Origin of the sequence: Aquirufa ecclesiirivi (genome assembly GCF_011250515.1) — a bacterium.
GTDB lineage: Bacteria > Bacteroidota > Bacteroidia > Cytophagales > Spirosomataceae > Aquirufa > Aquirufa ecclesiirivi.
Genome location: NZ_JAANOP010000003.1, coordinates 315874 through 340137 on the forward strand (window position 1 = coordinate 315874; position 24264 = coordinate 340137).

Annotated in this window: 18 protein-coding genes and 1 rRNA gene; 10 read left to right on the top strand and 9 right to left on the bottom strand. The window is 37.7% G+C overall.

Annotated elements, in window-relative coordinates; genetic code table 11:
• The first annotated feature begins 4 nt into the window (after positions 1 to 4).
• The 3 genes from G9H65_RS06635 to G9H65_RS06645 are packed head-to-tail and all read left to right on the top strand — an operon-like array spanning position 5 to position 6051.
• Positions 5 to 3298 (top strand): hypothetical protein, encoded by a 3294-nt coding sequence (locus tag G9H65_RS06635; RefSeq protein WP_166374563.1) that lies wholly within the window; start codon positions 5 to 7, stop codon positions 3296 to 3298.
• 12 nt (positions 3299 to 3310) lie between these two features.
• Entirely contained in the window at positions 3311 to 4987 is a 1677-nt protein-coding gene (locus tag G9H65_RS06640) for a hypothetical protein (protein WP_166374564.1), read from the top strand.
• Between the two features lie 38 nt (positions 4988 to 5025).
• Entirely contained in the window at positions 5026 to 6051 is a 1026-nt protein-coding gene (locus G9H65_RS06645; RefSeq protein WP_166374565.1) for an NAD(P)H-dependent glycerol-3-phosphate dehydrogenase, read from the top strand.
• Here the strand turns inward: G9H65_RS06645 and G9H65_RS06650 are convergent, their stop codons facing one another.
• The 5 genes from G9H65_RS06650 to G9H65_RS06670 form a co-directional block, all read right to left on the bottom strand.
• Positions 6052 to 6444, bottom strand: a complete 393-nt coding sequence (locus tag G9H65_RS06650) for an HIT family protein (protein WP_166374566.1) — start codon at positions 6442 to 6444, stop codon at positions 6052 to 6054. It abuts the gene before it with no gap.
• A 1-nt stretch (position 6445) separates the two neighbouring features.
• Positions 6446 to 8407 carry a KUP/HAK/KT family potassium transporter gene (locus G9H65_RS06655; protein ID WP_205753257.1) on the bottom strand — a complete coding sequence of 654 codons (1962 nt, stop codon included), beginning with the start codon at positions 8405 to 8407 and terminating at the stop codon, positions 6446 to 6448.
• A 342-nt stretch (positions 8408 to 8749) separates the two neighbouring features.
• Complete coding sequence (locus G9H65_RS06660) at positions 8750 to 9610, bottom strand: dienelactone hydrolase family protein (protein ID WP_166374567.1); 861 nt, start codon at positions 9608 to 9610, stop codon at positions 8750 to 8752.
• A gap of 48 nt (positions 9611 to 9658) precedes the next feature.
• A complete protein-coding gene (locus G9H65_RS06665; RefSeq protein WP_166374568.1) occupies positions 9659 to 11032 on the bottom strand; it encodes a monooxygenase in 1374 nt (457 codons plus the stop codon).
• Complete coding sequence (locus tag G9H65_RS06670; RefSeq protein WP_235927474.1) at positions 11029 to 11724, bottom strand: AlbA family DNA-binding domain-containing protein; 696 nt, start codon at positions 11722 to 11724, stop codon at positions 11029 to 11031. The genes G9H65_RS06665 and G9H65_RS06670 overlap by 4 nt, the downstream gene beginning before the upstream one ends.
• 126 nt (positions 11725 to 11850) lie before the next feature.
• Here G9H65_RS06670 and G9H65_RS06675 point away from each other — a divergent pair, with 126 nt between their 5' ends.
• From G9H65_RS06675 to G9H65_RS06685, 3 genes are read left to right on the top strand one after another with little or no spacing between them, the layout of a single operon-like run.
• Complete coding sequence (locus G9H65_RS06675; RefSeq protein WP_166374569.1) at positions 11851 to 12543, top strand: phosphoadenylyl-sulfate reductase; 693 nt, start codon at positions 11851 to 11853, stop codon at positions 12541 to 12543.
• A gap of 15 nt (positions 12544 to 12558) precedes the next feature.
• Complete coding sequence (gene cysD, locus G9H65_RS06680; RefSeq protein WP_166374570.1) at positions 12559 to 13479, top strand: sulfate adenylyltransferase subunit CysD; 921 nt, start codon at positions 12559 to 12561, stop codon at positions 13477 to 13479.
• An 18-nt stretch (positions 13480 to 13497) separates the two neighbouring features.
• The gene (locus G9H65_RS06685; protein ID WP_166374571.1) at positions 13498 to 14748 is read left to right on the top strand and encodes a sulfate adenylyltransferase subunit 1; all 1251 of its coding nucleotides are present in this window, start codon (positions 13498 to 13500) and stop codon (positions 14746 to 14748) included.
• Between the two features lie 2 nt (positions 14749 to 14750).
• On the opposite strand, the gene G9H65_RS06690 is transcribed toward G9H65_RS06685, so the two are convergent.
• Entirely contained in the window at positions 14751 to 15182 is a 432-nt protein-coding gene (locus G9H65_RS06690; RefSeq protein ID WP_262887528.1) for a sterol desaturase family protein, read from the bottom strand.
• Positions 15183 to 15313: 131 nt separating this feature from the next.
• Here G9H65_RS06690 and G9H65_RS06695 point away from each other — a divergent pair, with 131 nt between their 5' ends.
• Genes G9H65_RS06695 through G9H65_RS06710 form a run of 4 tightly spaced genes read left to right on the top strand, consistent with a single transcriptional unit; the run spans position 15314 to position 21210 of the window.
• Positions 15314 to 17938 carry a valine--tRNA ligase gene (locus G9H65_RS06695; protein ID WP_166374572.1) on the top strand — a complete coding sequence of 875 codons (2625 nt, stop codon included), beginning with the start codon at positions 15314 to 15316 and terminating at the stop codon, positions 17936 to 17938.
• Positions 17939 to 18976: a gliding motility protein GldB-related protein gene (locus tag G9H65_RS06700; RefSeq protein ID WP_166374573.1), complete on the top strand. Its 1038-nt coding sequence runs from the start codon at positions 17939 to 17941 to the stop codon at positions 18974 to 18976.
• A gap of 4 nt (positions 18977 to 18980) precedes the next feature.
• The gene (locus G9H65_RS06705; RefSeq protein ID WP_166374574.1) at positions 18981 to 20780 is read left to right on the top strand and encodes an ABC transporter ATP-binding protein; all 1800 of its coding nucleotides are present in this window, start codon (positions 18981 to 18983) and stop codon (positions 20778 to 20780) included.
• A gap of 4 nt (positions 20781 to 20784) precedes the next feature.
• On the top strand, positions 20785 to 21210 hold the full coding sequence (locus G9H65_RS06710; RefSeq protein ID WP_166374575.1) for a Fur family transcriptional regulator: 426 nt from the start codon (positions 20785 to 20787) through the stop codon (positions 21208 to 21210).
• On the opposite strand, the gene G9H65_RS06715 is transcribed toward G9H65_RS06710, so the two are convergent.
• The 3 genes from G9H65_RS06715 to rrf all read right to left on the bottom strand — a co-directional run bounded on the left by G9H65_RS06715 (position 21207) and on the right by rrf (position 24123).
• Positions 21207 to 22652: a Kelch repeat-containing protein gene (locus tag G9H65_RS06715; RefSeq protein WP_166374576.1), complete on the bottom strand. Its 1446-nt coding sequence runs from the start codon at positions 22650 to 22652 to the stop codon at positions 21207 to 21209. The two genes, G9H65_RS06710 and G9H65_RS06715, sit on opposite strands and share 4 nt — an antisense overlap.
• A gap of 692 nt (positions 22653 to 23344) precedes the next feature.
• Positions 23345 to 23557, bottom strand: a complete 213-nt coding sequence (locus G9H65_RS06720; RefSeq protein WP_166374577.1) for a hypothetical protein — start codon at positions 23555 to 23557, stop codon at positions 23345 to 23347.
• Positions 23558 to 24011: 454 nt separating this feature from the next.
• Positions 24012 to 24123: ribosomal RNA gene (rrf, locus tag G9H65_RS06725) — 5S ribosomal RNA — on the bottom strand.
• Positions 24124 to 24264: the final 141 nt, after the last annotated feature.

Consider the following 24264-nt stretch of genomic DNA (forward strand, 5'->3'; position numbering starts at 1 on the left):
CACAATGAAGGCAAATAAATCAGCCCTTTTTTATAGACCCATTTACCTGTTGTTATTCCTATTGGGAATGGTCACGATGATTTCCTATCGGGCATATTCTCAAGATTCCAATATCAACAAAAGTCCATCTGAACAGTTTAGGATAGCTAAAGATTATTACAACGCAGCTAATTATGCTGCCGCTAGAATGGAATTTTCTTTATTCTTAGAAAAAAATGCCAAGGACTTTGACCGCAATTCTAACGAAATTATAGATGCTGAGTTTTTCATCGTTTTATGCGACTTTTACATCAATACCACTCGGGCTAAAGTAGCTGTAGAACGATTTATAGCCAATCATCCTTCTAGTTTGAAGACATCCATCTTGGTCAAAGAAATCGGAAGTTTTCTCTATAAAGCGGGCCAATACCAAGATGCGATACAATACATCGAACAGCGCGTTTCTATTCTTGATCCTGAAATACGCTTTCAGCTGGCCATATGTTATTTGCAAGTTGGACTAAATACGAAAGCCTTTAGCTTATTTGAATTATTAAGTAATGATGATAATGAATCTGTAGCCTATGCGGCTTCCTATTATTCCGGTTTATTAAAACTCAATCAAAAGCAATTTTCAGCGGCCATATTTGATCTTAAAAAAGCCGATGAAGCGCCATTAAAGTTGGCACAAGTCCCACTTTCAGATTCTGTTTGGGTAAAAATCAAGAGACAAATCCCCACCATGATTACTCAGGCATATTACCAAATGGGCCCTGAAAAGTATGCCGAATTAATTGCTTATGCAGAACCAATTGTACTTCATGATACTCGAGAAGTAGACAAGTCTGACATAGCTCGTCTATTAGGGGATATCTATTTTAACCAAGGGAAATTCAATAAATCCGCTGAAATTTATGCCCAGTATTTGGTCCTAAATGAACGTAAAAGGTCTGTATTTCAAAGCAATACAGAGGAGATTCCTTTGAAACAAGCTTTTTCTTTATTCAAATCTGGACAATACCAAGCAAGTGAAAGCATGCTCAAAAAAATTGCAAGTAATGAAAGTCTGACTGATTCATTAAGCCAGCTTGTTTACTACCAGATTGGGATGTCTCAATTTCATTTAAAACAATATGAATTGGCCAGCCATAGCTTGAGTAAAGCCATTGAAATCAATTGGAATAAATCCTTATCAGAAGACGCCTATTATAATCAGCTCGTTGCCGTAGAAAACCAAGGCAATTTTGATGCCTTAATGAGTAAAATCAAAGGATTTGTACAACAATACCCTCAAAGCAAGCACCTGGCCAAATTGAATACCATGATTATCCATGCCATCAGTGAAAGCAGTATTCAAGCTACAGGCATATTCCAAGTGAAAGAATTTTTCACCTTTAATGCGCTACAAACAGAGGAATTTAAAAAAGCTTATCAAGAAAGAGTGTATAGCTTGGCCGTTTCATTATTTGACCTAGAAAATAACCTTGCCCAAGTAGATCCCTTGTTTGCCTTGATCGAAGAAGTGAAAGCCTACCCTTACAATCCCCAATTGGTCTATTTAGCCAAGGTCATGCAAGGAGAAACCTATGGATTTTTGGCTAAAAATTACCTTCAAAAGAAGAATCAGAAGTTGAATAAGGAGGAAGAAAAAGTGCATCAATTTTATTTGAATAACCTTATTCAAATCTATACTTCCCTATACCAAAGTCCGATTCCTACTAATCCGGGTAGAGAATTAATCTTGGATAGCTCGACCTTGAAATATCAAATTAAATCTGCCTTGTTGAATACTTTGATTGACCTAAATCAACAAAGACCATTACAACTGGCCTTGGCTTCCAACTTATTTCATTCTCCATTAGCAAATGCTGCAACACGTAAAAAAGTGATTGAAGTTTGGAAGTACAATTCCACCAAAGAAGCTAGTGAATATCAAGAAAATAACCTGTTGGCACAAACGATTGGCCTATTAGATATTGCGTATGAAAAAGGCAATCCTGAAGAAAAAGAAGGCTATTTATGGGATAAAATCAAGATTCTGGAAAAGCTGCGTCGATACGATGATGTGAGTGATTTATATGGAAAATTCTTACAAGAGTTCCCGAATTCTAAGAATAAGGAGATCGCAACCTTAAATCAGTGGATTAGTTTATACCAAAAAGGTGGGCGAGAAAATTATGTACAAGCGATTAAGGGCTTCTCGGATATTTTACAAAAAAATGCCAAAACCTCTGTCCATTATAAAAGAGCATTAGATTTTAGATCCCAGACCTACGAAAAATTATCCATTCTTTCACAGGGGGATGATCAAATGTCTATGGGACGATTAGCCATTCAAGACAAGGAAGAACAATTAGCTAGTAGTCAAGGGGATACCATACGTGTTAGCGTGGTCAATAAGCTTAAAAACCTGTATAAGCGATTGAACCTTGAGGTAGAATGGGTGAAAAAGCATTACCAAGAATATGGCAGTGAGGAGAAATTTTGGGAAGATTGTATGGAACTTTACCAAAGCAAACGCTGGGATGTAGCCCGTACTACCTTATTGGAATTTCAAAAAATCTATCCTAATTCTACGAACAGCAATACCTTGTTGAAGAATCTAGCATCCAGCTCAGATAGCCTTCATGATTACCCTGGTGCCATTGAATATTACCAGCAAATTATCCACAAAAAAGAGAAATTTAAGCAAGCAGAAGTCATCAGTGCAGCCAAAAGAGCTGGAGAGATTGCTTTGATAAATCAACAATTGGAAACAGCTATACGCTCCTTTCAATTTATCAAGTCCTATACCAAAGTCAGCCGTCACCAAAAAATGGCCAATGAAAATTTAGTTAGTATTTATTTGCAAACGAAACAGTTAGATTCCTTATATAATTTAACATCTACTTGGGATGAGCTGTATGAAGCAGATGAGAAAAATACCTTATACCAAAATTATCTTCAAGTAGCAATTGAGGCACAACAGCCTGAATTAGTCAAGAAATGGCTACAGAAAATCAGTGTTAATAACCACTTAAGTCCTGTGGTTCAACAGATTGTAATTGGTGCAGAAGCAGAACTGAAGTATGCGCAGCTTTTATTCCAAGAAAAGAAACACCAAGAATTGGATGAATTATTGGATAAAACTTTGATTCGTAAGGTTATTACTACGAATATCCGTACTAAAAAAACCTATTTCAGAGGTCTTTTATTGTATGCAGATAATTTAATGGCACTGGACCAAAAGGATAAAGCCATGGGATATTATACAGCATTGTCCCAAAATATGGCGAAAGAAAATGATGTGAGAAACCTAGCCAAGAGCCGATTAAAATAGATTGAAAGAACAATGAGCAATTCATACCTACGCTATATTTTTATTCTTGTTGGCTTAATGGTTAAGTCCGAAATGGCTATGTCTTTTGTTCCTCAGACAGCCGATACCATTCGAATAAACCGAGAGGTCAATCTAGGAGAATTGAAACTTTCTCAAGAGAAAATAAAATTTCCTACTTTTCGCGACAAGAAAAGTAATCAAAAACCTGTCGAAGTCCCATTGAATTGGAGTAGTCAAGAAGTACATTCCTTAAAATGGTCAAAAATCAATCCAAGAGATGGGGAGGTTTTTGGATTAGATTCCTTGAATAACAACATCATTCGAGTAGGTGCTGGCAGTTTTGGATATACCTATTTAAACTTAAACCTCAATAAAGCTGATCAGCGATTAGGTTTTTATTTATCTCATGATGCCTATGCAGAAGGCCCGGTGGCAGACATTTTTTCTCAGAAAAAACTGAATAATATCAAAATTTGGAGTCGGTCTAGAGCCGATAGTAAATTAGAACTAGAGACCCATGTTGCCTATTCCCAATTAGGCACCAACTATTATGGATTTGAGCCAGGGCAAAAAATCCCTAGTTTCCGAGATCAGCGTTTGGTGTATGATACCTATAATTTCTTTGGAAAATTTGGCACCAACATTCCCAAATCCACCTTTGATTTTAATGCCAGTATTGATGTTTCAAGAATCAGTAATTTGAGTGATGTCAGTGAATTAACGAGCAATGGCTCATTCTATTCCAAAATCAAATTGAAGTCAAACTCCTTCATCAATTTAAGTGGAGAAATGATCCTTTCAGAATATAAAACGCCTGACATGACCCTCACTAGAAGTTTTTCTAGACTTAGACCCTTTTACACATTCTCCAATTACTTTGTCACTGTTTCTGCTGGGGCGCATTTCTTACAAGAAACAAGCGATGGCCCTGAGCCTGCTAAAACAAGTTTTTTCCCTCAATTCTTGATTGACTTTTCTAGCTTAGATTATATCCACTTTTTTGCAGGCCTAGGTGGGGATGTTCAATTCAATACCTATGCCAATTTTGTGAAACAAAACCCCTGGATGGCTCCTACTATCCTATTGAAAAACTCCTCACAAGTGGGTAATTTATATGCTGGAATTAAAGGGACGAACCGGTCAGATAAAGACAAAGCAGGGGATATCGATTTTGAATTTAAAATTGCCTATTCCGAATACACGGATTTACCAATCATTTCCAATTCCTTACTTGATCCCAAACAATTTGTCCTCACTTATGTGGGTGGTCTAAAAAAAGTTCAGGTAACTACCTTTTCTGGAAACTTTGACTTACAAGTGAGTAAATCCATCAAAAGTGCAGTTCGATTTAATTACGACAACTACGAATCTTTGGGTGATTTAGAAAAAGCTTTCCACAGACCAGCTTGGAAAATCAATTGGAATGGAACCATCTTGTTAGGCAATAAACTCTCCATCATTCCTACGATTGAATACATCAATGGTTTATACGCCTGGAGTCCTTCCGAATCAAAAGTGAAAGCCATGGAGGAGATTTTTGATTTAAATTGCCATGTCAATTTCAAATTTAATGATAAGCTTGCCTTAGGAGTTAATTTGAATAACTTACTGAATAGAAATTTCCAACGATACCTGAATTACCCAAGTCTAGGGTATAATTTTGGTGGAGTACTTACTTATTCCTTTTAATCTAAACTCATTCCACCTTTTTAAATTAATTTTGCGCTATGAGTCAAATCGAGGAACTTAAGAAAAAAATTCCTACCCATATTACGGTATTGGGAGGAGGAAGTTGGGCAACTGCTCTAGTAAAAATATTGTCTGAAAATCAAGTTAAAATCAAGTGGTGGATTCGTAGAAAAACTGATGTTGATTTTATCCGAAAATACAACCACAACCCTAGCTATTTAACGGATGTGGCTATTAATCCACGTAAAGTTAAGACATACCATAAAATGTCTGATGCCTTGCATGGGGTAGAATACATTATTTTAGCTGTACCCGCCGCCTTTATTCCAAGTACCTTAAAAGATCTAAATAAGAAACATTTCGAGGGCAAAAAAGTGGTTTCTGCCATCAAGGGCATGATTCCTGAAGAAAATATGCTCGTGACTGATTGGATAGAAAGGGAATTCAACTTACCACTAGGTCAAACCTGTGTGATCGCTGGCCCTTGTCATGCCGAAGAAGTGGCTTTGGAAAAACAGTCCTATCTGACCATTGCATCTCCCAATTTGGCATTGGCTCAGTCTTTTTCAAATTTATTAAATAGCCGATTTCTACAATCCCATGCCATTGAAGATTTATATGGAGTGGAGTATTGTGCTGTTATTAAAAACATCATAGCTATGGCCTGCGGTATCACCCGAGGCTTAGGTTTTGGTGATAACTTCCAAGCCGTTTTGGTTAGCAATGCCATGCAGGAAATAAAGCTATTCTTGGATGCAGTAGATCCTGAAACTAATCGTGATTTAAATAGCTCAGGATACTTGGGCGACTTATTAGTAACTGCCTATTCTCAGTTCTCAAGAAATAGAACATTTGGTAATATGATTGGCCGGGGATACTCTGTCAAATCAGCCCAGATTGAAATGAATATGATTGCAGAAGGATATTATGCGGTGAGAAGTATTTACCATATTTCTAGACAACATAAAATCCAATTGCCCATTATAGAAGCCGTTTATGCGATTGTATATGAGAAAGCCAACCCTCAATTGGAAATGAATAAATTGAAGGGATTTCTGAAATAACTACAAAAATGAGCGAATCAATTCAGCCGTTTTCGCCAAGGATTCTTGACTAACCTGCAATTTTGCTTGGGTAAAATTCAAATCATTAGCGGTGGTCATTGGGACTAAATGCACGTGAGCATGTGGCACTTCCAAACCAATAACCGCTACCCCTATCCTTTTGCAAGGAATGGCTTTTCGGATGGCAGGTGCTACGGACTGAGCAAATTTCATCAAGTCGGCCAATTGATCCGGTGCCAAATCGAAAATATAATCCGTCTCTTCTTTTGGCACTACTAATACATGTCCTTCCACTAATGGCATCACATCCAAGAAAGCTAAAAATTGCTCATTTTCAGCAATTTTGTGACAAGGGATTTCTCCCGTAATTATTTTGCTAAATATCGTGCTCATATTAGTCTACGCGTCTCAAATTACATTTTGAAATAGGCTTGATAATCAATGGTACTTTCTCCAATTTTACCGCATCACTATCTAAACCAAACCATTTATCTTCTGAATTCATAAACTGTTTTAAGAAGAAATAAAACTTCATGACCAGTCGATCCATCAATGGCAATTCATTATCAAAGGATAAAAATTTCTCCAATACAACAAATCGGAAATCACCTATCACGTTTTGCTCATTCAATGACTTATAACGGGAGGTGATATCCACTTCTCCACGGGCCACCATTTCTTCCACTACTTTTCTAAAGTACAAATTGATTCTTTGCTCTACTCGAAAACCCAATTTAAAATTCACCTTGATGATATCATCCGGCTCTATCACCGTTACCTTATAGTCCATAGTATAAGGCTCATCTAACGTGTCAACGTGTACAAACCAATAAATATCTGCACGCTTCGGTCTACGTTGGAAGATGGAATAGATAATCTTGGACTCAATATCAGAAACACGACCTGCGTTGGACATAAATACCAGGTGAGTAGCGTATTTGGGAATGGTTTCATCACGACTTAGCTCTTTCAAAGGCTCTACATAGTCTGCTAGTTTTTCGTATTCCGTTAAGTCCTTTTTAATACGAGTAGCCCTAAACCAAACATACATAACCAATAAAATGACACCGGCTATAAACAAGGACACATAACCCCCATGGGAGAATTTCTGCAAATTAGCTACTAAAAATGCCCCTTCTAAAGAGATATAAACGACTAAAAATAAGAGTATCCACCACATATCAATCTTCTTGATATGTAGGTAATAAGCCATCAATGAGGTAGTCATTAACATGGTTAGGGTAATTGCCAAACCATAGGCTGCTTCCATATTCGCAGATTCCTTAAACCAGAGTACGACACCTACGCATCCCAACCAAAGAAAAATATTGATAGAAGGAACATACAATTGACCTTTTTGGTCTGATGGATATATGAGGCGGACCTTTGGCCAAAAATTCAAACGTATCGCTTCTGAAATCAGCGTAAATGATCCTGAAATTAAGGCCTGACTTGCAATGACCGCTGCAGCAGTAGCTATACAAATTCCCGTGAATAGAAATTCTCTAGGGAGCAATTCAAAGATAGGTTTTCTACCATCAAGCAACATCCCTTGATGTTGCAATAACCAAGCCCCTTGTCCAAAATATTGAAGCAACAAAGCTATTTTGACGAATATCCAACTGATCCGTATATTATCCCGACCGCAATGTCCCAAATCAGAATATAAAGCTTCCGCTCCGGTGGTACATAAAAACACCGCACCTAATGTCCAGAAACCTGCAGTACCTGCTTGATGGGAAGTTAATAAGGCCCAAGCATAATGAGGAGATACTGCACGAAGGATACTCCAATCATGTTCAATCCATAACAATCCTGTCAAGGCTAACATACTAAACCAAAGTAACATGATAGGTCCAAATAACTTACCTACAACCTTGGTTCCTAAAATTTGAAAAATAAACAATCCCGTTAATATGACAATTACAATAGGTACCGTGTCTGTCACATAGGGTAAACCCTCTTTGGTTTTCAGCATTTTTAATCCTTCTACAGCAGAAGAAACTGAAATGGGCGGCGTAATGATACCATCAGCCAACAAAGTGGCTCCGCCGATAATGGCTGGTAAAGTCAACCATTTGGCATGTCGACGAACTAAAGCAAATAAGGCAAAGATTCCTCCTTCACCCTTGTTGTCGGCACGTAAAATTAAAATAACGTATTTGAGAGTCGTTTGAAGGGTCAGTGTCCAAAAAATACAAGACAAGCCCCCCAATATCATCAGCTCATTGATAGGATCTTTTCCTATGATGGCCTGCATAACATACAAAGGAGATGTCCCAATATCTCCGTAGATGATACCCATGGCTACGAGCAGTCCAGCTGCAGTAGCCGTGTTTTTGTGTTTTTGTTCCATTATAAAGTGTGGGAGCGTAAATTTATTACCAAGCGAATTAGTTTAACGTAAGAATGCAAAATTTGCAAAAAATTGTACTATTATTGGTTGCTTTCTTGACATATTTCAAGAAACGGCAGCAAATATACCTTCAATTTTGATATAAAAAACAGCTATTTTTCATTTTATTAAAATTGCCCTAAAAAATTGATTTACAGCGCCTAATTCGCACATATTCAGAACAAATAATATTGGTTCGGCGGAGCAAACAGGTACAAAAAGCAAAATATCGAACTAAAAACCCAGCCATAGACCTTGAATGATTCAAAAAAAAGGGAAGCCTTTAGCTTCCCTCTAGTATGATTATTTCAATGTTTGCTCAAATAAACCCATGGTTCTTGTCCATGCCAATTTAGCCACTTCAGCATTATAACGTGCTGGAGAAGAATCATTATTAAAGGCATGTTGCGCTCCTTCGTACACAAATAGTTGATAATCCTTCTTGTTCGCCTTTAAGGCCTCTTCAAAAGCAGGAATCCCAGCATTGATTCGCTCATCCATACCAGCATATTGCAGCATCAATTTGGCTTTGATCTTGGGAACATCTGCTACTTCTGCTTGTCGACCATAATAGGCTACAGCAGCTGTTAATTCAGAGTCCATAACTGCCATGGAATTGACCATGCCTCCGCCCCAACAAAAACCAACTACCCCCGTTTTTTTATTACTGTTTTTTAATCCTCGTAAATAATCCAGACCACTCTTAATGTTTTCTAAATTCTGCACCGCATCCAATTTAGCAAACAAGGCTCGTCCTTCATCTTCATTAGCAGGAGTTCCTCCAAAGGGAGAAAGTGCATCAATACCCAAAGCAATGTATCCTGCTTTGGCAATTCGGCGAGTTACATCCTTGATATGTGGAGTCAATCCTCTGTTTTCATGAATGACCAATACAGCACCTAATTTTCCTTTAGATAATTTCGGTTGTACTAAATAGCCTTTCATGTTACAATTTTTAGAAGGATAAGAAACATCCTCCATCAATAAATCAGCATCTTGAACTGATACTTGATTCGCCATGGCATAATTGCCTTCTAACATGGGTAAAATAGCTAAAGCAGCCGCTGTTCCTCCAGCTAATTTGCTCAGTTTAGCTAAAAACACTTCCCTTTTTAATGGTTTGTGTGTGTACTCATCAAACAGGTTGATAATTTTCTGATCCATTATTTTTTCATTTAAGCATGTGAGTGAATATGTATGTAGTTCTCTGTCTTAAAGTGCGTAGTAATATCCAAATATAATGTCCATCTCATCTTCGGAAGTTAAACCAAAGCGAATGATGCGATTCGTATTATTTTCATAAGTAACCACCGAAGTTAATCCTTCTCCTGCTTTTAGCTCAATCACTTGGGGAAAATTAATAACCTTCGGATGTGCCCAATCCGTACTTTCATAAATTACCTCACCATTACGGGCTCCTCCTTTAATTTTAATTTGGAATAATTTACCCCACTGATGGGTATGGGAAGTTAAAGACACGATGGCTACAGCCTTATCAAAGGTGAAATCTTTGGATATGACGGTCTTTTGATTGGCAGGTATCGTTAGATTGGTGTTATTAAAATTGATCATTTGCACTACCTTTTTCACTTGATCAGCCTTAACGGTATATAGATTGACATAGTTTTCTCCAAAGATCACCTCGTTGGTTTTATTAAAATAATGAGGATTTAAATCAATAGAGCTGTTGGCAGGAAGCAATAATGCCGTTCCTTCAGGAAAAGTATAATCTGAATTAGGATCTGTGCCGCCCCCCAAGAAAAGGTGATTTTGCATTTGCAAAAAGGTAAACACGTTGATGCTATTATCACTATTACGCAAATCCCTCACCTCATTTAAGTTAGGCAATGTTTGTTTATTTTCGAAATCATACAGAACCATGTGGTGGCTATTGGGCCTTGACTTTAACTTAATGCGGGAAACATAGACGGGAGCTGAATTATTTAAAGGCTTGCGAACAAATAACTCACGTTCAAAATTAGGTGCGACAGAAAACTTCTCGACTTTCAATTGAATTCCCTCTTTTCCTTCGGCGGATGGTTCAGATAATGGACTAAAATCTGAGCTTGCCGCATAACTAGGTGTGGTATCATCCAATAGTTTGGCATCGGCTACTTCTCCCTTTTCAGGAGCTCCAGCTTCAATCCAATTTTGGATAAATTTCAATTGTCCAACTGACAGTGGCTTGCCTCCTAAAGGCATGGGCACACCATAATCTATGCTGGAATGATGGGCAACATCCCAATTCAATTTATGATACAATAAACTTTGCGTGGATTGATATTTGGTAACTCGTAAGATTTTATTGAGGACGGCATTGGAGTTTTTAGCAGCGACTCCTACCAGTTGAGCGTAAGAGGATGATTTAGCAAGTACTAAGCCATGTTGGGCAAAGGAAGCATCGGTGGTAGCTAGATGGCAACCTGCAGTAGCACAAGAAGGAGTCAATATTCGATCCTGGATTAAATCAAACGAGGAGGTAACTGAACTAGCTGGATTGGTGGAATTTTCAGGCTCTACAGCTTGCTTCGTGCAAGCAGAAAAAAGCAGGCTTAAAGCAAATATTGCCCAATAACAGTTTTTCATCTTAAGGTATAAATATCGTATACTTCGCCTGGCAAAATGCGTAAAACACGCGCCAAAACCAATAGAACTAATTTCCGTGAAGCTAGCCAAAGTGGTAAGGATTGCTTCTCTGCAAACAAAGCTAATGTAATCTGTTGATTTTCATGCAAATACTCCATCAACCATTTTTCAGCCGGCCCAAAACTAAATTGAATGCCTTCCTCATTTTCTCTTCTAAGTATTTGTTTCATCTCCTTGCTCGCTTGTACCGTACGATCTTTGATGCGCACATAACACTTGGGCTGAGATTCATCTGCTACTTGTACTAAGTGAGGCTTGTCGATACTGGGAAATATGTGATAAACAAGAATTGCCCTTTGAGAATCTATTTCCACGCGATAATTAGTGTAGGAAAACACAGGGAAACAATACTTTTCAATAGCCCGATCCAATAGAAATTGTTCTTCATCCACAAATTTCACTCCTTGAACTTGCCCCTCATCACTGACACCTATTAAAAGTGTTCCTCCATCCGTATTCGCAAAAGCTACCATTTCTTTGATAATCTTTTCTGGGAATTTCACTTTCATTTTAAACTCCAAGCGCAAACCCTCGCCCTGCTTAACCAAGTTTTTTATAGCCTTCAAGTCCAAAAAGGGGGATTTATCTTCCTCCATTCCCTCATTCCACCAAATCTCAGAGCCTTGATGCATTCTACCTTATTTATCGTGATGAATTTACAAAAGATTTATTGCCTTCGCACACATCATGCAAATCTTTTTAATGTCAAGTATAGTAATTCAATAGACATTGTGTATTTTTGTGAAAATTTTAAGAGCATGGATATTTCAACCCTTGAAAAAACCTTAGCAAATCTATCTCTAGAAGAACGATTGCGTGTATTGACTCAACTATTCCCCCTTGAGAAAATAGTATTTTCTACTTCTTTTGGGCAAGAGGATCAAGCCATTTTATACGCCATAGCTAGTCAATCTTTAGCTATACACATATTCACCTTAGATACCGGCCGTCAGTTTCAAGAATCCTATGAATTAATGGATTTAACTACTCGAAAGTATCAAATTACGATTGATACTTTTTTCCCAAAATCAGAATCGGTGGAAAAACTAGTGAAAGAAAAGGGCTTCAACTCCTTTTATAATTCAGTAGAAAACAGAAAAGAATGTTGTTTTATTCGCAAAATGGAACCTTTATCCCGAGCTTTGCAAGGAGCAAAGGTTTGGATAACAGGTTTACGAGCTGAGCAATCTGAAAATAGAGCCAATATGCCCATTGTAGAATGGGATGAACAAAGACAATTATTCAAAATCAACCCATTAATTGATTGGACATTGGATGAATTAAATCAATATTTAGTACACCATAAAATACCCCAAAACCCCTTGCATAAAAAAGGTTTTATCTCCATCGGTTGCGCACCATGTACCCGTGCCATCGCAGAGGGTGAACACCCTAGGGCAGGCAGATGGTGGTGGGAAAACTCTCAAAAAGAATGTGGTTTACACGCCTAATTTATTAGCCATTTTATGACAAATTCAACCATTAAAGACAAAATAGGACAGTTTCCAAGAAAACTGGAAGATGAATCTATTTATATCATGCGTGAAGTTGCCGCTCAATTTGAGCGCCCAGCTTTACTGTTTTCTGGAGGTAAAGATTCTATTACTCTAGTTAGATTAGCTCAAAAAGCATTTTTCCCTGGAAAAATCCCTTTCCCTTTGGTACATATTGATACAGGGCACAACTTCCCTGAAACCATTGAATTTAGAGATTGGCTAGCCAAAGAAACTGGAGCAGAATTGATCGTACGTTATGTTCAGGATTCCATCGACCAAGGAAAAGCCAAAGAAGAAACGGGTAAATATGCCTCTCGCAATGTCCTTCAAACCGTAACATTATTAGATACCATCGAAGAATTCAAATTCGATGCTTGTATCGGCGGAGCTAGAAGAGATGAAGAAAAAGCCAGAGCAAAAGAACGCATCTTTTCTGTTCGTGACGATTTCGGTCAATGGGATGCCAAAAGACAAAGACCTGAGTTATTTGATATGTTGAACGGCCGTATTGCCGTGGGTGAAAATGTGCGTGTTTTCCCTATTTCCAATTGGACAGAACTAGACGTTTGGAATTACATCAAGGAAGAAAAAATGGAAATCCCAAGCATTTATTTCTCGCACCAACGCCAAGTTATTGAACGTGATGGTATGCTTTGGGCAGATTCAGCCTACCTGAATAAAGAAGCCGATGAAATTCCATTTGAAGCCACCGTACGTTTTAGAACCGTGGGTGATATGACATGTACAGCTGCGGTAGAATCTGATGCGGTTGAAATTGACATCATCATTGAAGAGATTTTATCAGCGGAAATTTCAGAACGTGGCGCTCGTATCGACGATAAGCGCTCGGAAGCCGCCATGGAAAAAAGAAAGCAACAGGGATATTTTTAACAGGAGAGAGAAAGGAATATGGATATTTTACGTATAGCTACTGCAGGATCTGTAGACGACGGAAAAAGTACTTTAATTGGTCGATTATTATATGAAACCAATTCAATTACTAAAGATAAAATTGAAGCATTAGAAAGTGCTTCCAAAAGAAAAGGTTTAGATTTTTTAGATCTTTCTCTTTTAACAGATGGTTTAATCGCGGAAAGAGAACAAGGCATCACCATCGATGTGGCACATATTTATTTCTCCACTCCCACACGTAAATACATCATTGCAGATACACCCGGTCACGTGGAATATACCCGTAACATGGTTACTGGGGCTTCCAATGCCAAAGTATCATTGATTTTGGTGGATGCTCGCCAAGGTGTCGTAGAACAAACAGCTAGGCATTTATCTATTGCGGCATTACTCCGCATTCCCAAAGTCATTGTTTGTGTGAATAAAATGGATTTGGTTCAATATGACGAAGCTAAATTTGAAGCCATCAAAGATAGTTTAGGTTCATTGGTCGCTCAAACCACTTTTGAAGGACAAGAAATCAGCTTTTTGCCTATTTCTTCCCTGTTTGGACAGAACATCACCCAAGCTGCGGATAAGATGCCTTGGTATCAAGGAAATACCTTATTGGGTGAATTAGAAGCATTTGAATATGCCGAAAGCCTAGCTCATGCTCCCGCTCGTTTTCCTGTTCAATGGGTTATTCGCCCAAAAACAGAGGAATACCATGACTACCGTGGCTATGCCGGAAAAATCAGTTCAGGTACATTTCAAGTTGGGGATGTCATCAAAGCTTTACCCACTGGCCAAGAAAGCACTATATCTTCTATTGAAAAATTTGGGGAGCAATTAGAGCGTGCTGTCGCTGGAGATTCGGTCGTGATTACATTAACAACAGACGTGGATATTTCTCGTGGAAATTCTTTGGTATTAGCTTCAGATACGCAAGCACCCCAATTAAAAGATTTTACTGCCCAAATTTGCTGGTTAGATCACCAAGCTTTAAGTCCAGGAAAAACATATTTATTACAGCATGGAGTAAATTTGACTAAAGCCAAAATCTCTCAAATAACAGAGCGATTGGATGTGGTAGCGCAAACATCTAGCCAAGATGTAGACTCTCTAAAACTCAATGAAATTGGAGGAATACAATTGCGTACAGCACAGCCCATCATGGCGGATGTCTATGCAGAAAATCCTTCCAATGGAGCTTTTATATTGGTAGACGAGTTTTCTAACTCAACGGTTGGCGTAGGTTTCGTTAAATAAACCTATTCATATTTTTTGGGGGCGTACAAGAAACCGAAAGCTTCTGCGCCCTCTTTTTCATGCACTTCATGGTGAACGTAGTGGGCTTTAATCAAGCGCTTCAAATAACTATTCTTTGTTTTAAACTTGATTTTGATTCGTCGATGGACGATGATATCATGAAAGATAAAATAGCACAAACCATAGGTTGCTATACCCAAACCTATCCACAATAAGGGCCTGTAAGCTTCTATTTCAGCACCTATGATGATGGTTAGGGTCGACAAAACTCCAAACACCACCGAAAACAAATCATTTTTTTCCAATACATGTTTGTGATGTACATGATGTGACTCATGCCAATTCCACATGATACCGTGCATGATGTATTTATGGGTAAACCAGGCCATTCCTTCCATCAGCAAAAAAGTACCTAGCCACAATCCTATTTCCATGATTTCTGTTTTCAATTTCAACCGAAATTACGTCGAATTGTTTTAAAATTCCACCTTCCTCTTTGAGCTAAATCAATTATCTTTGTAGGCTATAATAAACCGTTCCTAGAATACGGCAAGAATCTTCCTTTATGATTGACAAAAATTACGCCCCCCAAGAAATAGAGCAAAAATGGTATGCCTATTGGATGGAAAATAAGCTATTTGCTTCCAAACCAGATCCCAATAAAGAAGCCTATACCATCGTCATCCCTCCTCCCAATGTGACGGGTGTTTTGCACATGGGGCATATGTTAAATAATACCATCCAAGACGTGTTGATTAGAAAAGCACGTATGGAAGGAAAAGAAGCATGTTGGGTACCTGGGACAGACCATGCTTCCATTGCTACCGAAGCAAAAGTAGTTGCGATGTTGAAAGAAAAAGGCATCGAAAAAAAGGATATTAGTCGGGAAGAATTTCTAACATATGCTTTTGACTGGAAAGAAAAGTATGGCGGAATTATCTTAGATCAATTAAAAAAATTAGGTGCTTCGTGTGATTGGGATCGTACCCGATTCACGATGGAGCCTTCATTATATGAGGCTGTAATTGATACTTTTGTTCGTTTGTACAACAAAGGATTAATTTACCGAGGTGTTAGAATGGTCAATTGGGACCCACAAGGTAAAACGGCTTTGTCAGATGAAGAAGTTATTTACAAGGATGTTCAAGCCAAATTATACCATATCCAATACCCTCTAGTTGATGGTTCTGGACATGTTACCATTGCCACTACGCGCCCTGAGACCATCATGGCCGATGCTGCCATCTGTGTTAATCCAACGGATGAACGCTATCTTTCCTTGCATGGCAAAAAGGTCTTTATTCCATTGATCAATCGTGAAATCAGCATTATTCCTGACGAATATGTCAGTACCGACTTTGGAACAGGTTGTCTTAAAGTAACTCCAGCCCATGATTTAAATGACTATGAACTAGGTATTAAACATAAATTACCGGTAATTGATATCATTGACGACAATGGTGCTTTGAATGAAAAAGCCGTGCTATTTGTAGGCGTGGATCGTTTTGAAGCCAGAAAACGAATTGTCAAACAATTAACGGAAGAAGGATATTTAATTCAAACCGAAGAATATAAATCGACTATTGGTACTTCTGAACGTACAGGAGCCGTTATTGAACCTAAGCTTTCATTGCAATGGTTTTTGAAAATGGAGGAAATGGCGAAACCTGCTTTGGAAAATGTCATGAATGACAACATCCAATTGCATCCAGCCAAATTCAAAAATACCTACCGTTCTTGGATGGAAAATGTACACGATTGGTGTATTTCTCGCCAATTATGGTGGGGCCAACAAATCCCTGCATTTTACTTACAAGATGGAACGCTGATTGTGGCGAAAGATAAGAAAGAAGCGTTGCGCATCGCTCGAGATACATACCAATTATTTGCCTTAGTAGAAGATGATTTAACGCAAGATCCTGATGTATTGGATACTTGGTTCTCCTCGTGGTTGTGGCCAATCTCCGTGTTTGATGGTATCGAAAACCCGGATAATGAAGAAATCAATTACTACTATCCAACCAACGACTTAGTAACGGGACCTGATATTTTATTCTTTTGGGTAGCCCGTATGATTATGGCAGGATATGAATGGAGAGGCGAATTACCTTTTAGAAATGTGTATTTAACGGGTATTGTCCGCGACAAGCAAGGCAGAAAAATGTCTAAGTCCTTGGGAAATTCACCTGATCCATTGGAATTAATCGAAAAATTTGGAGCGGATGGTGTCCGTTCGGGATTATTGTTTTCTGCACCAGCTGGTAATGATTTGTTGTTTGATGATAAATTATGCGAACAAGGGAGAAATTTTTCCAATAAAATCTGGAATGCATTCCGTTTATTGAAGGGATTAGAAGTTCAATCAGGTAAATCTTTACCAGAACATGTGTTAGCGACGGAATGGTTTGAATCTAAATTATCTCAAACAATCCTAGATGTACAGGATCATTTCCAAAAATTCCGTATTTCGGATGCTTTATTAAGTATCTATAATTTGGTGTGGGATGATTATTGTGCCAAATATTTGGAGATTATCAAACCTCCATACCAAAGCCCAATTGCATCTGAGACTTTGGCCAAAGCCTTAGGTTTATTTGATCAATTGATGCGATTATTACATCCATATATGCCCTTTATTACCGAAGAAATTTGGCAGAATATGGAAGAAAGAAAAGAAGGAATCAGTATTTGCAAAGCTGAATTCCCGAAAGCAAAGCCCGTTCAAGCTTCGATTATTTCCCAGTTTGATGCCATGTTTGAGATTGTTACAAAAATCCGAGAGATTAGAAATACCAAGCAGATTTCTCCTAAAATAGCGCTTAGTTTATGTATCAAAACGGATCAGTCTAGTGCATATGATGCCATTAATGCGATCTTAATTAAATTGGCCAATTTAGATTCGGTTTCTTTCATTCAAGAATCTATTTCAGAGGCACAAACTTTTGTCGTAAAATCCGATCAGTTTTTTGTTCCATTAGCCAATGACGAGGATCCAACTGTGTTAAAAGAAGAGACGGAAAAGGAATTGGTTTACTTGGAAGGGTTTAAAAAATCCGTTGAGGCAAAATTAGCCAATGAAAAATTCGTTCAACATGCCAAAGCGGATTTGGTAGAAAGAGAAAGACAAAAGCTTTCTGATGCTGAAAACAAAATCAAATCCTTGAAAGAGTTATTAGCCCGTTTAAACTAGATGAAAAACGTTCAGCGCTATGTTGGATTTTTAGGCTTGATCATTGCCCCTTTTTTCTTTGGGTCTTGCGGTAATGCGGAAGACAAAAAGGAAACCAAGGCTAATGCGCCAACCATTCAATTGGATATACAGCGTTTAGATCAGACTATTGCGAATAGTACGACTGAAAAACAAATCGACAGTATTCTTCGCAAGCATCCTGAGGTCTTACAGGCTTATTTTTCTGTTGGAACAAATCGCTCTGTTGAGCTAGCGAAAAATTTCTTTGCACTTTTCCAAAATCCTGCACTTAAGAAATTTTATGAACAAAGTCAGCAACAAGCTTTTTTTGGTGGAAAAATATTGGAGAATGAGTTACAAGCTGCATTCCAAGAAATAAAGAATGAATTCCCTCAAGCTAAAATACCTAAAATCAGAACAGTATTTACTGGATTTGGAGCTGTAGGAAATTTCAAAACCCAACATCTTGTTGTAAGCGATACCCTAATCATCATCGGATTAGATTATTTCATGGGAAAAAAGGGTCTGTATCTCCCTCAGAATGTATATGACTACCAATTAAGGCGCTTAGAACCTAGAGCAATAGTCGGTCAAATTTTATTATTGTATGCGGGCTATTTCAACCAACATGATGCAGAAAATGCGACTATGCTAAGCGATATGATTTGGTATGGGAAAAGCTATGCATTTGCTAAAAAAATGGCCCCTGCTTTAGCGGATAGCTTATTATTTGGATACACTCAAACAGAATTAGCGGAATCAGACATGTTCCAACAAGAAATTTGGGAACATTTTATTGATCAATCTTTGTTGTACAAACAGGATGAATTCACCAAAGCCAAATATTTGGGGGAAAGACCCAAAACGATTGAAATAGGTCCCGCATGTCCGGGTTCTATAGGTCGATGGTTAGGATGGAGAATCGTTGATGCTTATCAAACAAATCATCCAAAAGAAAGTTTGGCTTCTATCATGGCAAAACCAAATGCCAATCAACTATTCCAGGCCTCAGGATATAGAGGTAAAGCGAAAGAATAATCATATGGCAAAGAGACACGAGAAATTTGGAGAAGGAGCTGACCCTAAAGATGCCAAAAAAGTTAATAAAGAAGGAATTCGCAAAGCATTACGTATTTACAAATTTATTTTGCCGTATAAATGGACATTCATTGCAGGAATGTTCTTTTTGTTTTTTTCGAATTTAACCACCTTGAGTTTCCCATTATTAATTGGCGAAATGACCAAAGTAATGGAAGGGAAATCGCATTTTACCATCAATCAAGTAACCATCTTCTTTTTTTCAATCTTAGTAATACAGGCCATTTTATCCTTTTTCAGGATTTATACCTTTGCTCAGGTATCCGAAAAAGCGATGAGGGACGTTCGTCAACATCTCTATTCCAAGATCATTACTCTCCCTATTTTCCAATTTGAAAAACGCCGAGTAGGAGAAATGATGAGTCGAATTACCTCCGATATCACCCAATTGCAAGATGTACTTTCCATTACCTTGGCGGAATTCTTTAGACAAATCTTCACTCTAGTAGGTGGAATTGCCTTAATTACCTACATATCCTGGAAACTAACCTTGTTTATGTTAGCCACATTTCCTGTTTTAGTCATTGCGGCCTTAGTTTTTGGACGATTTATTCGCAAAGTTTCTAAAAAATCTCAAGATGAATTGGCATCCACCAACATCATTGTGGAAGAAACTTTCCAATCCATTCAGGCAGTCAAATCTTTTACCAATGAAAAATGGGAGGTTAATCGCTATACACAATCCTTAAATTTAGTGGTGGATCAAGCGTTAAAGGCGGCGACTTTTCGAGGAGGTTTTGTCAGCTTTATCATCTTCGCTCTTTTTGGTGGAATCGTTGGAGTGGTTTGGTATGGAGCACAATTAGTTTCATCAGGTGATTTAATTCTGGCTGAGCTACTGACTTTTATCTTTTATACTGCTTTTATTGGGGGTTCGGTAGGTGGACTAGGCGACATTTATGCTCAGTTACAAAAGACTATTGGAGCTTCTGAAAGGATTTTAGAAATTTTAGATGATCCATCTGAAATAAACATGGAAAAGGAATCAGAAATTGAAATTCCATTTGGAAGAATTGAAGTCAAAGATTTACATTTTACTTATCCTGGCAGGCCGAATGTCCCAATATTAAAAGGTATCAACTTCTCCATTGAACCTGGTGAGAAAGTAGCCATAGTAGGTAGTTCTGGTACAGGTAAGTCAACATTAGCCCAGTTGTTCATGCGCTTTTATGAACCGAATTCGGGGAAAATTGAATTGGTAAATCAGGATATACAATCGTTCGATGTGGGTGATTGGAGAAAATTAGTGGCTTTAGTACCTCAAGAAGTTTTACTGTTTGGAGGAAGTATCCGTGAGAACATTGCATATGGTAAACCGGGTGCAACGATGGAAGAAATAGAAAAAGCTGCTGAATTAGCCTTTGCCAAACAATTCATTGAATCATTTCCTGAAAAGTGGGAAACCTTGGTTGGGGAAAGAGGTGTAAAATTATCAGGCGGACAAAGACAGCGCATTGCCATTGCGAGAGCTATTTTAAAAAACCCCAAGTTTTTGTTGTTGGATGAAGCGACAAGTGCTTTAGATTCGGAGTCGGAAAAATGGGTTCAATCGGCATTAGAGGAATTAATGAAAAATCGTACCAGTTTAATCATCGCTCACCGTCTATCGACCATCCGATCGGCCGACAAAATCATTGTCATGCAAGAAGGTCAGATTGTTGAAACGGGTAATCATGAGGAATTGATGAGCCTAAACGATGGAATTTATCAAAAAATGGTCAAATTGCAGTCTGATCATCTCTAAGAGAATGGGGCACAAAGCACTTAGTTTATCTGATTTTGACCTTAGACCTACACCCTGTAGAATGGAGGTATTGGGTTTATTGCAATCACATGAATATGCCTTAAGTCAAGGTGATATTGAGCAGGAATTGAGTAGTAAATTTGACCGTGTTACCGTATATCGTACGCTCAAAACATTCTTAAGTCAAGGTTTAATACATAAAGTCCTAGATGACATAGGCGGAATCAAATATGCCTTATGTAAGGAACTTTGTCATCAAGGAGGGCACCCTCATCAGCACGATCACGTGCATTTTAAATGTGACCAATGTGGACAAACTACTTGTTTGGAATTGGTTCATATTCCAAGCATCAGTTTACCTGAAAATTTCACAAAAAAAGAAAGTAATTTATTGATTCAAGGAATTTGTAATCTATGCAATCGACCTTAATTGTTCAATTTACTTTGAAGTAACGTAAGGCAATTAGGATTAATTTTATAACGCTTTTGCCTTCGGTCTTCCTCTGAATTCACTCGAATAATACTATTCTTTTCCCCTGTAAGCAGAGCTAGTGTTTGATTTACTTGATTAATCATGGAACTTCTTCGATAGCGCTGGGAATCAAATGCGACATTCTCAATATCCAAAATCCGATTAACCTCATCAATAGTTGCTCCATCTGTATTTTGATTAGTAAGGATAGCTTGTAAAAGTCGTAATGAAGTTGGATCAATATCCCATTTAACCTCTTGAATATGCGGCTTAAGCGCTTCTTTATGGGAGCTATTAGGTTTTATCTTCCTCATCAAAAGAATGAGTAAAGAAACCAATGTGATTAAAACGGAAGCAAAAAACCAATCACTTTGATACCATGGTAAATCAGTCAAAAAACCAATGAAGGTGGCATTGGCTGCCAGATCATCGAAATTGATGTAAAGAAAACTATCAGGAGATTCTGGATTTGGATTTTGTAAAACGTTTAATAACCAAGGCCCATGTATAAAAATACTAGGATTTTGAGGTTGAGAGGCCCCTAAGGCAATGCGCGCATATTTAAGTTCTAGATCTTTATATTCCAAAACTTCTAAAGTACGTGGATTAATAAAATAATATGTATGAATTCCATTTCTATTGGAAGATGTTTCAAAGACAAAATATTTACCGGTATAGAATAAATGACGTCTATCATGATAGCTATAGTCTTCTAAAATTTGTCTAATAACTGAGTGGGTAATTTTACCTAATTTCGTCCAAGTTTTTGTAAAGAAAGAAAACTGATAAATAGTTTGATCTAACTGAAGTTTTCCATAATTAGTACTCACATCAGTAGAATAATTTGAAAAAGAAATGATGACATCTTTTTCAGGAAAATAAGAAACAAAACCATGGTACATTCCTGATGGAGCTTGTCCTTCAGCATTTACTGATTCCCACTCTTTGGTCTTTGTATCAAAATAAATCAAATGATTATTGGTTCTCCAAAAACCATAACCTCCTAAAGAATACATTTTGTCTCCTCTGAAAAAACGATATGCAAAGCAATTATCACCTCTATAATAAGTTTCATCTTTACGCATCAATTTAAAATTAGTTAAATCAACCACATATATTTGATTGGTGCATTCTTGAAAGATGTAAATAATGTTGGAATTAGTTTTCTGCAAGACAGTAAACTCGGCAGTCTTCATAAAATCTGGATGATAAGTAGAATCCGTTTTTAGGCTATTGAAAAAGGCCCAATTAGAATTAGAATCCAGTCGGGCTATTTCATTCTTTACTAAATCAATTCGATAAGCATGATGGTCCTTACTACTCAGAAAATAGGCGAATTGGTTGGCCTTGATGAAACCTGGAACTAGGAAGAAAAATAAAATAAACCAAAAAAGCTTCATGCCCCAAATGTATTAAATATAATAAGAATGCCACCTGAAGCATTTAAATTTATCGGTAAGCTATTATCCTAAATTAAGAAGAGAAAAGAAGGTACGAAATTATAAATGATGAAGTATAAATTATAAATGGATTTTAGCTCAATTCTTTATCTAGATAACTAAACCCTTATAACTAACCAATATTTCTACATTCTTCATTTTACATTCTACATGGAGAGGTTAACCGAAGGGGCATGTCGAATGAGAGATAATCGAAATTTTCAATCCCATGTCAAATGTTGGCTTCGAGAACCTCAGCCAACATTATTCGCAAACAATATCATTCTACATCCTAAACAATAAAAAAGAAACCATACTAACTAATACTACCGCTTCTTTCATCACCTTTCGCAGGGCTGCACGACGGAGTTTCCTATCAAAAATTTTACATTCTTCATTTTACATTGAACGGTTAATCCAAACGAAAAATTGGAACGTAGCATGAGCGAAGCGGCAGGCGGATATTTGACCATGTGCATAGGCCGCGTGCGTTGGCGTCAAAGATTAAAGCCGTATGCGGAGTGAACATCGGTTCCGCGCATGCGGAATTCGTTTTGGATTAACCGTATTTCATCTGTTTTTTTTGTTTCTTTTTTTATAAAAAAAAAGAAAGACCAATGAGATTTTTAACTAGGAAATGTAATTATGTGAATTTATTTAACAATTCTTTTTACTGAATCAAACTTACCAAGGCCTTTCTTTTTTTGAAAAAAAGAAACAAAAAAACTTCTTTCTTTGTCGTTCAGCCAAGGCGAATTCCGCTTTGCGGAACCGTGATTCACTCCGCTATCGCCTATACTTTTGACTCCGACGCGCATCGCCCATGCTGATGCTGAGGTCAAAACCTCGTCTACCGCTTCTTTCATCACCTTTCGCAGGGCTGCACGACAAGTTTTCTATCAAAAATTTTACATTCTTCATTTTACATTGAACGGTTAATCCAAACGAAAAATTGGAACGTAGCATGAGCGAAGCGGAAGGCGAATATTTGACCATGCGCATAGGCTGCGTGCGTTGGCGTCAAAGATTAAAGCCGTATGCGGAGTGAGCATCGGTTCCGCGCATGCGGAATTCGTTTTGGATTAACCGTATTACTTCCGTTTTTTCTGTTTCTTATTTTATAAAAAAAAGAAAGACCGTGAAATGGTTTATGCCAACAATGCTACACGAATAAATGGCAAATGATGAATGATAAATTATAAATGGAATTGGCTTCAATTTATGTCCTAATAACTAACCACTAATTCTACATTCTTCATTTTACATTCTTCATTTAGCAAAAAAAAGCCCACTAGAATCTAGCGGGCTTGTGTAATAATAACTTGGAGCTTACTTACTTTCCCGGGTTTGATCCCAGTATCATCAGCGGTGCGGGGCTTAACTTCTCTGTTCGAGATGGGAAGAGGTGAACACCCGTCCTATCGGCTCCATAAATCTTGCAAGGTTTTAGCCTTTTTCCATATTGTGAGATAAAATAAACAGTCGTTGCATTTTTTTAATAAAAGTAAGCTTTCGGGTAATTAGTACTACTCGACTTTGACATTACTGCCTTTACATCTGTAGCCTATCGACC